Source organism: Mycobacterium sp. (genome assembly GCF_032159765.1).
Taxonomy (GTDB): Bacteria; Actinomycetota; Actinomycetes; order Mycobacteriales; family Mycobacteriaceae; genus Mycobacterium.
Genome location: NZ_JAVHWM010000037.1, coordinates 1 through 10239, shown reverse-complemented (window position 1 = coordinate 10239; position 10239 = coordinate 1). Strand labels below are relative to the sequence as shown.

General features: G+C 61.9%; 12 protein-coding genes. 2 read left to right on the top strand and 10 right to left on the bottom strand.

The features are described from left to right. The 3 genes from QOH60_RS04105 to QOH60_RS04095 form a co-directional block, all read right to left on the bottom strand. A partial coding sequence (locus QOH60_RS04105) for a TauD/TfdA dioxygenase family protein (protein WP_526417381.1) occupies window positions 1-215 on the bottom strand: 215 nt, incomplete at its 3' end. Next, window positions 215-538: a hypothetical protein gene (locus QOH60_RS04100; RefSeq protein WP_526417379.1), complete on the bottom strand. Its 324-nt coding sequence runs from the start codon at window positions 536-538 to the stop codon at window positions 215-217. The genes QOH60_RS04100 and QOH60_RS04105, both read right to left, overlap by 1 nt. Further along, on the bottom strand, window positions 535-1803 hold the full coding sequence (locus QOH60_RS04095; RefSeq protein WP_526417377.1) for an aromatic ring-hydroxylating oxygenase subunit alpha: 1269 nt from the start codon (window positions 1801-1803) through the stop codon (window positions 535-537). Before QOH60_RS04095 ends, QOH60_RS04100 begins: the two co-directional genes overlap by 4 nt. Before the next feature lie 95 nt (window positions 1804-1898). Between QOH60_RS04095 and QOH60_RS04090 the strand changes: the two genes are divergently transcribed. Beyond that, window positions 1899-2819 (top strand): LysR family transcriptional regulator, encoded by a 921-nt coding sequence (locus QOH60_RS04090; RefSeq protein WP_526417383.1) that lies wholly within the window; start codon window positions 1899-1901, stop codon window positions 2817-2819. Between the two features lie 8 nt (window positions 2820-2827). Here QOH60_RS04090 and QOH60_RS04085 read toward each other — a convergent pair whose 3' ends face one another. From QOH60_RS04085 to QOH60_RS04065, 5 genes are all read right to left on the bottom strand, one after another. Continuing rightward, the gene (locus QOH60_RS04085; RefSeq protein ID WP_526417375.1) at window positions 2828-3796 is read right to left on the bottom strand and encodes an NAD-dependent epimerase/dehydratase family protein; all 969 of its coding nucleotides are present in this window, start codon (window positions 3794-3796) and stop codon (window positions 2828-2830) included. Window positions 3797-3799: 3 nt separating this feature from the next. Further along, window positions 3800-5494: a nitric oxide reductase activation protein NorD gene (locus QOH60_RS04080; protein WP_526417373.1), complete on the bottom strand. Its 1695-nt coding sequence runs from the start codon at window positions 5492-5494 to the stop codon at window positions 3800-3802. Then, window positions 5491-6312 carry an AAA family ATPase gene (locus QOH60_RS04075; RefSeq protein WP_526417370.1) on the bottom strand — a complete coding sequence of 274 codons (822 nt, stop codon included), beginning with the start codon at window positions 6310-6312 and terminating at the stop codon, window positions 5491-5493. Before QOH60_RS04075 ends, QOH60_RS04080 begins: the two co-directional genes overlap by 4 nt. Before the next feature lies 1 nt (window position 6313). Beyond that, entirely contained in the window at window positions 6314-7483 is a 1170-nt protein-coding gene (locus tag QOH60_RS04070) for a spirocyclase AveC family protein (protein ID WP_526417368.1), read from the bottom strand. Between the two features lie 66 nt (window positions 7484-7549). Beyond that, on the bottom strand, window positions 7550-8716 hold the full coding sequence (locus QOH60_RS04065) for a spirocyclase AveC family protein (protein WP_526417366.1): 1167 nt from the start codon (window positions 8714-8716) through the stop codon (window positions 7550-7552). Between the two features lie 120 nt (window positions 8717-8836). On the opposite strand from QOH60_RS04065, the gene QOH60_RS04060 reads away from it, so the two are divergent. Then, window positions 8837-9439, top strand: coding sequence for a TetR/AcrR family transcriptional regulator (locus QOH60_RS04060; protein ID WP_526417364.1), 603 nt, complete (start codon window positions 8837-8839; stop codon window positions 9437-9439). 15 nt (window positions 9440-9454) lie between these two features. On the opposite strand, the gene QOH60_RS04055 is transcribed toward QOH60_RS04060, so the two are convergent. Together QOH60_RS04055 and QOH60_RS04050 are read right to left on the bottom strand one after the other, a co-directional pair. Continuing rightward, entirely contained in the window at window positions 9455-9652 is a 198-nt protein-coding gene (locus tag QOH60_RS04055; protein ID WP_526417362.1) for a ferredoxin, read from the bottom strand. Window positions 9653-9662: 10 nt separating this feature from the next. Then, on the bottom strand, window positions 9663-10239 hold a 577-nt coding region (locus tag QOH60_RS04050), incomplete at its 5' end, for a cytochrome P450 (protein WP_526417360.1).

Below are 10239 nucleotides of genomic sequence, written 5' to 3'. Positions count from 1 at the left end.
TTTTCCGGGATGGCGCCGAGGGTGCGGGCGATGGCGACCTGTTGCTCGTCGCTGATGTCCAGGCCGCGAAAGAAGACCACCCCGCGTTGCTCGAGTGCGGCACGGATGGTCTCGGCCTCCCTGCCGGATAGCAGCGTGTCGACGTCTGTCCTGATTTCACTGCCGATCCTCGGCGTGAGGTCGACGACGTCTAGTTGTGTTGCGGAAACTCCCATCAGCTCATCCTCGTGAGAATCGTGTTGGCCGAATGCTTTACCCGCGGTTGCTTCCACAGCTCGACCGCGAGCGAGACGGTGATCAGTGAGTAGAGCAGGTTGCGTAGATTGGCGACGTCGTCGGGCAGCGGTTCGGAGTAGTCGAACTTGTCGACGTAGGCCACAGCTTCCTCGGCGAGCGGGAACACCTCGTCGTAGAACGCGCGGATCTGCTTCATCGAGCTGTTGACGCGCTTGACGTAGCGCTCGTGTCCGTCCTCGATCGCCCATTCGGGGACCAGGTGCTCGAGTCGCGAAAATTCCGGCGGCAGAAGCGCGCTCACTTCTCGCCCGCCTTGACGTAGTCCGCCACTGTCTTGTGCAGATGACGCAGCAGGATCTCCTCGTCGTTCATCGTGAAATGTGTGAGCGCGCCACTGTTCAGCATCGCCTGCAGGCCCTCTGACGGACTGGCATCTTCCAGGATGATGTCGTTGAGGAACGTCACCGTCAGCTCTTGTCCCAGCCGTTCCTTGTGCGTTTTCGGGGGCTGATAGAACAGCTCGGCCTCGAAGATGTGCGAGTGCGGTCCGGTGGGCCAATGGGTGTGGGTGGAAAAGCCCGACGAGCCGAAGATCACCACGAAGTTGGGGAAGAACTGGAACGAGTCGAAGCCGTATTTGTCCGAGCGCGTGGGGTTCAGTCCCCGCGGCATCGGTCCCTGGTCCGTGCGCTTGGTCCATGGACCGGCCGCGCTGGCCTCCATTACGCATTCGATGGGCTTGGAATAAGGGGTCTTTCGCGACGGTTCGCCTGAGAAGGAGAACATCCGATGCGGCCCCTTCAGTTGGTAGGCCAACGCATCGGTGAAGGGATTGGGTTTGTCCAGTGCCTCTTTGGCCTCAGCTGTGAGGTTGCCGAAGGACGAGGCATGGAGATAGGGGCCGTGGTAGCTCTCTGCGAAGCCGTCGACGAAAATCTTCCAGTTGCACTGCAATTCGGTCTTGAACCGATATATCTGGTGCGGTCCCTCGAAGGGATAACCCTCGATGCCGTGCGCCAGCTCTCCGAGGTAATCCCTCAGCGTCTCTGTGTTGTTCGGGTTGAGATTGATGAAGATGAAGCCCTCCCACACCTCGCACTGAATCGCGGGGACCCGGCAGCTGTCGGCGTCGAAGTCGAGCAGCAAGTCCTTGCGAGTGGCCGAGTGCAGCGAGCCGTCCAGCTTGTAACGCCAGCCGTGGAACCGGCAGTACAGCAGCGGCGCCCGGCCCTGCACTTCCCGGAAGGGGTCGTCCTCCCACAGCATCTTGTTGCCACGGTGCGGGCAGATGTTGTGGAAGGCACGGATCACGTCGTCCTTGCCGCGCACGATGATGACCGACGTGTTGAGGAACGTCAGTTCGCGGGTGAAGTAGCTGCCCGACTTCGGCACTCGTTCGGCCCGCCCGACGTACAGCCACGTCTTCTTGAAGACGTGCTCGCGTTCCTTCTCGTAGAACTCGGGTGAGACGCAGTCCTGCAGTGACACGGGGCCGCGTCCGAGTTCGGGGTAGGCATCGGTCCACAGGCCACTGGCCGGCTTGCTCACCAGCGTTTCTTGGCTCATAAGGGCCGACGGTACCGCTGGCCAATTGCTCGAAAAAGGTGCATAAGCTCAACACCCTGTTGCATATTTGGAACAGTGCGGACGTGAGGAGGCTGATGGAGCAGAACCTGCCCTTCGACGTCGACGCCCTGCTGGTGTTCGGCAAGGTGGTCGAGAGCCGCAGCCTGTCGAAAGCGGCCGCGGTGCTGGGGATGCCCAAGTCGACCGTCAGCCGCAAGCTGACCAAGCTCGAATCCGATCTGGGCATCAAGCTGTTGCGTAAGAACACTCATCAGCTCACCGTCACCGATCTCGGGGAGAAGGTGTACGCCCACGCCGTGAGCATTTTGGCGGAGGCCAACGGGGTGCGCGCCCTGGTGGAAGGCAGCCGACAGGAGCCACAGGGCGAGCTGCGGGTCGCGATGCCGGTTTTCGTCGGCATCGACTACGCGTCGCGAGTGGGCGCGACGTTCTTGCGGCGAAATCCTCAGTCGAGTTTGGACATTCACCTCGTCGACAAGATGGTGGACCCGATCAAGGACGGGTTCGATGTGGCGTTCGGCACCGGCCCGCTGCAGGATTCGACGCTGATCGCGCGCAAGGTGTTCAGCCTCGAACTCTTCCTGTGCGCGTCACCCAGCTTCTTGGGGGAGCTGGGCGAGCCGGTCACGGAGCCGACGCAGCTGAACACGCTGCCCTTCATCCACCTCGGTTTCTATCGCGGGCAGCGAACGCTCACGCTGGCACGGCACAAGAAGTCCTATGAGCTGACGCCGACAATCCGGGCGCGCGCCAACAACTTTCAGGTCTGTAAGGAATACATCTTGCAGGGGCTCGGCATCGGTGCCATGCCGACGCAGATCATGTGCACGGAAGAACTGCGGGACGGCAGCATCGTCCCGGTGTTACCGGGCTGGAGCCTGGAGCCGCTGGACGTGCACATGATCTACCCGTTCCAGCTGTCGTTCTCGACGCTGATCAGTGCATTCTACGAGGCGGCGCGCGAGATCATCGTCGAGAACACGGCGCGAACCTGAGCGAACTTTTACCCGCGCCGGTTCGCCTTGAGGTACGCCGAGCTGCGGATCACGAACCACGTCGCGAGTGGGCGGACGAGACGAATGAGGGGCACCAGCGGGCCGAAATCTTGCTTCATGTCGTCCAATTGCTCGGCGAGGCCGCGCTTTTGGTATTGCAGAAGCCGCTGGCTTTCGTCGGTATCCACCCAGTCGCCGAAAAAGCGGGGAGGCCTTTTCCGGATGAAGGCCTCACTGGGGATGGGGCCGATCCCGATTGCACCCATCAACGAGTTGATGAACTCGCCGTAGGTCATGCGGCAGTTGGCGCCGCCCGCGATGAACAAGGTCTTCCCAATCGTCTCCTCGCACGCAACGGCACGTGCGAATGCTGTTCCGGCGTCTGCGGGGTGCAGAAATTCGAACCGTGCGTCGGGGCTGAACTCGAACATGATGCTTGGGTCCTGCGCCTGCAGGTGGATTGGAGTCACCGCGGCAAGCCGCAGGATGCTCCACCGCAACCCTGATTGCCGTATCGCTTGCTCACATTCCACCTTGTGGCGGCCGTATTCGTCGGTCGGAGACACGGGGGTGTCGACGTTCAGCGGTGGTTCGCGATCCTGGACGTCGCCGACGATGCCGTGCGACGACGCGAATACCAACCGTCTTGCCGTATCCGACGCCTCCATCTCGGCGATCAGGTTGCGTGTGCCGTCCAGGTTCACCTTCCGTGCGAGGTCGGGCATCCGGTCCGCGTAGGGCGGAAGGATTCCCGCCAGATGGATCACGGCCTCCACGCCCTCCAGCGCGTGCCGAATCGATTCGGGCCGCGTGATGTCGCCCCAGATAACGTGCACTCGTCCGTCGAACCTGGAGGCAAGCTTGCGTGCTCGCCGAGATTCGAGGTCGAAGGCGACGACGTCGTGGCCTTCCACGAGCAATGCCTGCAATGTGGACAGGCCGATGTTGCCTAGAGCACCTGTCAGAAGGACCCTCATGTCTCATCCTTTCGTGGGCTTCGGCGCAGCTAGTTCCCGAAGCGAAGACAGGAACAACTCATCCATCCGCGGGCTCAATACGGACAGGGTCGCGGCGCTGGCATAGCCGGCGGAGCCGAAGACGCGTTCGAGCGCGTCGGTCGCGGTGGGAACGCCGATGGAAAGGCAAAGGCACGCAACGCCATCAGTGCGGAGCTCTTCGAGGGCCTTGTAGGCGTCGGCCTCCGCGTAGCGGCCTTCGTAGCCGTCGTCGTAGGGGAAACCATCCGAAAGCACGACGAGAAGCCGATTTGGGGTACCCGCCTCGGTTTTGAGGATCTCACCGGCACCACGGATGCCAGCGCCGAGGCGCGTATAGCTTGATGGCTGAAGCTGGTTGAGGCGGGCTCGCCCCACCGCGCCGAAGCGTTGTCCGAACGCCTTGATCGCCGGCAGCTGTACAGCGTGGCGGCCTTGTGATCGAAAGGCGTACACGGCGACGCGGTCGCCCAAGTCTTCGAGCGTCGCGGCGAGTGTGGCGGCGGCCCGTCGTTGATGTTCATGTACGGCAAGGCCGTTCGCATCGGTGTCAGTGGCAGACCCAGAGGCGTCGACCAGGATGAGGACGCCGAGATTGCGAGCAAGGTTTCGCCGTTCCAGGTAGACATGTTCGGGTGGCGAGTGGCCGGAGCGCAGATCAATAAACAGATCGATGAGCGCCTCGATGTCGAGTTCGTCACCGTCGGGGCGGCTACGAAGAACCTTGGGCCCGAGTCCGACGCGAGATAGCCGCCGTCGCAGTACATCGTCCTGCGGAACGCTGGCGGCCGACATTTCGGCGTCGACGGTAAGCGGGAAGTCTATGACTCGGCACCACTCGGGTCGATACCGGTTGTTGTATACGTCCCATTCGGGATAGAGCGCGCCGCCAACACCCACGGCGGCGCCGGGTTTGCCGTCATCGGTGAAGTGGATGCGGGTGGGCAGAGGCTTGGCATTCGATCCGAACGAGTGCTCTCGCCGAATGGAGCGAGCCTGCATCTCTGCGCCGGCGGCGCTGTCCCCGGGAGAGCGTGAGCTGCCCAGCAGCTTGCGGAAGTAGTCCGAGAGTGCTCGCGACTTGAACAGAGGATTGTCAAAAAGCTTGAGGATCTTGCTGTCCTCGGACTGCTCCGCATCGTCGTCATCGTCAGCCTCGGGTAGGTCCACAACATCGAATTCCAGGCTTAGTTCCTTGTCAGTGGCCTGTGTGCCCGGTCCGGAAGGTGAACGGAGTAATCGGGAGGGTTTGATGACGCCGAACCATTGGGGCGGATCGGCGACTTTCATTTGGCCCCTGGCCATTTCGAGTGACTCATCGGCGGTCGAGGTGGTGGGCCCCCCGTCAGGGCGTAGTGCTGCTGCGAGGGGAACCTGACCCGCAAGCTCGGCAAGCACGCGGCGGCCTTCGATTGCCAGGTAGCGGCGCGCTATCGCGGGGCGCACACGCAACCCCTTCACCAATCGCGGAGCGAGACTGCCCGCGCCGAGCAGCGCACTTTGCAGGAGCACCTCGTGGCGCTGCTGCTCGACAGAAACGTGCGTCGAAACGAATATCACCCTGCCGTTGGTGTGAGCAGGTTCGCTGGCCGGTGCCTCCGTGACTTCGAGGGACCTGCCGGCAACGAAGGTGGCAAGGAGTCGGAACCGGTCAGGGCTGTCCGGATCGGAGGTGATCACGTCCGTGGCAGGACGGCATCGACGAGTTCACCGAGCGCGCGAACGACATCCCGATCATCGGAGAGGACTTGGACGATCGCCGCCTCGACGGCGCTTCGCAGATTCAACCCTTCGGCGACGAGGCCGCCCGCGAGAATCAACATCCGGGTCGAGGACACTTCGCGCAGCGGTGAACCTTCGAGGTTTCGGATCGCGCTACCCAGCTGTACCAGCGTGCGCGCAGTCCCGGAGTCGATCCTGGCTTCGTGGGCGACCACTTGCGTTTCGATCTCGACGGGTGGAAAGTCGAGTTCGATCGCGACGAAACGCTGACGCGTCGACTCCTTGATGTTCTTCAAAATGCTTTGGTAGCCCGGGTTGTAAGAGATCACCAGCTGAAACCCCGGCGCAGCCTGCAACGTCGTGCCGAGTCGATCGACGGGAAGCTGGCGACGGTGATCCGCGAGTGGATGGATGACCACGGTAGTGTCTTGGCGCGCTTCGACCACCTCGTCGAGATAGAAAATGGCGCCCTCACGCACGGCGCGAGTCAACGGTCCGTCGACCCAGACTGTTTCGCCGCCCTTGAGCAGGAACCGTCCCACCAGGTCCGCCGACGTCATGTCCTCATGCCCGGCGACGGTGATCAGATCGCGGCCGAGCTCGTGGGCCATGGCCTCCACGAAGCGGGTCTTTCCGCATCCCGTGGGACCCTTCAATAGCACGGGCAGACCGCCGCGGGCCGCCGCGTGAAATACGTCGACTTCATCACCGACCGGCCGGTAAAACGGTGCCTCCGAAGCAGATTGGGCAGGTGCGGGGTGACTGTTGGTCAGCAACTCAGTTTCCTCGTTGGATGGGAACGGTCTGTGGAAGCTTTGTGCCCTCGGGCAGGACCAGCTGACCGTCCGTGTTGATGTAGCCGGAGCGTTTCGTGGGCATCGGCAGAACTGGGTTCGGGCAGGGCTGATCGGTGCCGTCCCCGCAGATGCCGCCGTTGAAGTACGAGCGCTTCTGGTGATCCTCCGGCCAGGGGTCGGAGTGCATGCCGATCCATTGTGCGGGAACGTTGTAGAAGACGAAGAAGCACCCGCTGACCGCGGCGAAGATCGCGAGGAAGCGGGTGGCTTGCTCCCGCGCGAATCCGCCTCGGACATGGTCCAGTCCGCGCTCGACGACGGTTCGGCCGCGATCGTCGGTGAAATACCGCAGGCAGCACAGTGCTGCTTGCACCCCGCCCCACATCAATCCTTCGTAGACGGGCCATTGGTAGTACGTGCCGGCATTGATCGATACCGAACGGATGGATCCGGGATACGTGTAAAAGCCGATCGGCAGCATGACGAGGCCCTCCATGACAAAGTCGAAGACGAAGGCCATTGCGTAAGTGACGAGGATCAGGCGGAGATTGCTGATGTTGGGCCAGCGCGCCTTAATCTTGCGCATCAGCCAACACCCAACGATGGTGATGAGCAGTACCCCGTATGCGTAGCCCGGCACATTCGTCAACAGCGGTTCGGCCACCTGACGGCCCGGTTCCTCCGGCGACACCCACCCTGGGATGTCCGACGACCATGAGCCTCGATTGAACAGCCAGGTGTTGTAGGTGCACCACGTGTTGAAGTAGTTCAGTAGTGGATCCTGGAAGAACATGAGTCCCATTGAGATCAACAGCATTCCGTCGAGCGTGATTCGCCGCTCTCGTAGCCAGGGCTTGACGATGAACCACCAGAGCGCCACCGGCAGGCCGACCCAGAGAACAACGGCGTTCGCGATGAGTGGCACTTTCATGTACATCGGCGGATCGCTCGCGCCGGTAGGTACCCGCTCGAAATAGGGGCCGGTGATCCACCGGATCCACACGTACAGCTGGAGAGCCAGGAGAGCCCCGCCGACGACCGCCCAGATTTGAACTGGCTTGATCTTCAACTGATCCTGGGCGCCGAGCTCAGCCGTCCCGCCGAGCGACTCGTTCACAGTCGGCATCTTCTTGTTCGAAAGATCGCTCACCGCACCGCCTTCTACTAGATTGCCGCCTCGGTGAACCGCATGGCGGCCCGTGGCGCTCTGCGCCGATCACTTACCCCGTTCGACGGGAACGACTTTCGGAAGCTCGACGCCTTGCGGAAGCACGAGCTTGCCATCGGTATTGATGTATCCGGAGTTTCGCAGGGGCATCGGTAGCGACGGGTCAGGACAGGGCCGGTCCGTGCCTTCACCGCAGATACCCATCAGGAAGTAGGAGCGCTTCAACACGTCCTCCGGCCAGGGATCCTGGTGCATGGCGAACCACTGTGCGGGGATGTTGTACAAGACGAAGAAGAACGCACTGCAAGCCGCAAAGATCGCCAGGAATCGGGTGAGTTGCTGCACCGCGAATCCGCCTCGGACGCTGTCCAATCCACGTTCGACGAACGTCCGGCCACGGTCGTCGGTGAAATAACGCAGACAGCACAGACCGGCCTGCACTCCGCCCCACATCAGGCCTTCGTATATCGGCCACTGGTAGTAGGTGCCTGCGTTGATCGAGAGTGCCTGGATTGCACCGGGATAGGTGAACAGACCCATCGGCATGAGGAACAGGCCCTCGATGACGAGATCGAAGACGAAGGTCCACGCGATCACAATGCCGATCAGGCCGATGGTGTTGATGCTGGGCCAGCGCTGCTTGGCTTTGCGCATGATCCAGCAGCCGAGCATCGTGCACAGCAGGACGAACGAGTAACCCGGCGCATTCATCAGGAAAGGCTCGGCCATCATGGCGCCCGGTTTCGCGAAGGACACCCACCCCGGGATGTCTGCCACCCACGAGCCGCGGTTCCACATCCAGGTGTTGTACGTACTCCACGTGTTGAAGTAGTTCAGCAGCGGATCCTGGAAGAACAGCAGGCCGCATGCGGCGAAGAGCATGCCGTCCAACGTGATTCGGCGCTCCCGTCGCCAGGGCCTGACGAGGAAGTAGTAGATGGCGAGCGGATAGCCGACGATGATGACGGCGGTCCAGGTCACCAGGATCACCTTCATGAACGTCGGTGGATCGGTTGGGCCCGCGGGCACCCGCTCGAAATTGGGGCCGGTGATCCAGCGGATCCACACATAGAGCTGAAAGGCAAGAATCGCACCGCCGACGCCCGCCCAGATCCGCACGGCCGTGACCTTCGACTGAGGCTGCGCACCAAGCGACGCCGTGGCGCCGAGCGATTCGGTGACTGAGTGTCCCTTCTTGTTCGACAGTTCGGTCATGCCACCGTCTCCTCTGGATCGTCGCAGTACTGCCCCTCGAGCAACCAATTGTCCGAAAAGATACCACACAGTATCTCACAAACGTGCAGGTTTCTCAGATTCCATGACAGAATGGGCGACATGGTCGAACGGTGGACGCGGGAGCGACGCGTCGAGCACACACGCTCGCTTCTGGTCGATGCGGCCGAGGAGGTGTTCGCCGAAAAGGGCTTCATGGCGGCTTCTTTGGACGATATCGCTCGTGCGGCGGGCTACACGAAGGGTGCGATCTACAAGCACTTCGCTACCAAGGAAGACCTCTTTTTAGAGGTGAGCGACCGGTACTGGCGTCGCTACTTCGAGAATTTCGCCGAGGTGATGTCGACGGCGACACAGATAGGGGCGCACGAGCGCGAGGAGATCGCAAAGCGCTGGAGACAACTCAGCCGTGACCGCGGCGCCGAAGGCCCCGCCCTGGGACATGAGTTCACCCTCTACCTGCTGCGAAACCCTGACGCGCGGGAGAGGGTGGCCGCGAAGCGATCACAGGTCGTCGAGGCGCTGGCCAAATTCATCGCCGCAGGCATCGACCATCTCGGGGGAACCCTTCTGATCCCTGCGTTGACATTCGCTCACGTGCTCGTCGCCACCACTGATTCCGTCGAGTTGGTCAGCCACCTCGATGATGCGGATCTCTACACGCCGATCTTGGAGATGTACATGTCGGTGATCAAACTTCCCTAGCTCGAATTTGAAGGGCTACTCCTCGACGATGGCGATCGCCTGCCGTGGGCACTGCCGGACGGCCTCGGAGATGTCGTGCTCGTTCTCCGGTGTCACCTCGTCCTGCAGCACATGGAGATAGTCCTGGTCGTCCAGGTCGAACACCTCGGGGATGATGCCCATGCACACCCCGTTGCTCTCACAGAGACCGAAGTCGACCTTGACCTTTTTCATCTGGAAGTCCTCATCGCAACACCTTCACCGGAATGTTGTGCCAGCCAGCCACATTTTGCATCTGAACGCGCTTGCAATTATCCCAGTCGACCTCATACCGCGGCATGAAGTCGAGGAGTTTGTCCAGGGCGATGGCGCTCTCCATCCGGGCCAGCGCCGCGCCCAGGCAGCTGTGGACCCCGTAGCCGAAGCCGATGTTCTGCGCCTCGGTGCGGTCGCGCTCGATGTCGAACTTGTCGGCGTCGGTCCACGCCGCAGAGTCGCGGTTCGCCGATGCGCCAATCAGGAACACCGGTTTGCCTTCCGGAATGGTGGTGTCGTGCAGGTGCACATTCCTCATCGAGCGCCGCACGTTGTACTGGACCGGCCCTTCGTATCTCAGCAGCTCCTCGACTGCCGCGGGGATCTTGCTGCGGTCATCGAGGAGCTTCTGCCACTGGTCGGGGTGCTTGGCGAACAAGTACACCGCGGTGCCGACGAGCTTCGTCACCGTCTCCGCGCCCGCGGCACCCAATAGCGTTGCAAACGAGGCGATCTCGATGTCATCCAAACTTGTTTTCGAGCCGTCCTCGCGCTCCAGCTCAGCG

Bases quoted from the DNA above. Each gene is read 5' to 3' on its own strand.
- QOH60_RS04065 (WP_526417366.1), bottom strand. From the start codon at position 8,716: ATGACCGAACTGTCGAACAAGAAGGGACACTCAGTCACCGAATCGCTC.
- QOH60_RS04055 (WP_526417362.1), bottom strand. From the start codon at position 9,652: ATGAAAAAGGTCAAGGTCGACTTCGGTCTCTGTGAGAGCAACGGGGTG.
- QOH60_RS04095 (WP_526417377.1), bottom strand. From the start codon at position 1,803: ATGAGCCAAGAAACGCTGGTGAGCAAGCCGGCCAGTGGCCTGTGGACC.
- QOH60_RS04090 (WP_526417383.1), top strand. From the start codon at position 1,899: ATGGAGCAGAACCTGCCCTTCGACGTCGACGCCCTGCTGGTGTTCGGC.
- QOH60_RS04060 (WP_526417364.1), top strand. From the start codon at position 8,837: ATGGTCGAACGGTGGACGCGGGAGCGACGCGTCGAGCACACACGCTCG.
- QOH60_RS04085 (WP_526417375.1), bottom strand. From the start codon at position 3,796: ATGAGGGTCCTTCTGACAGGTGCTCTAGGCAACATCGGCCTGTCCACA.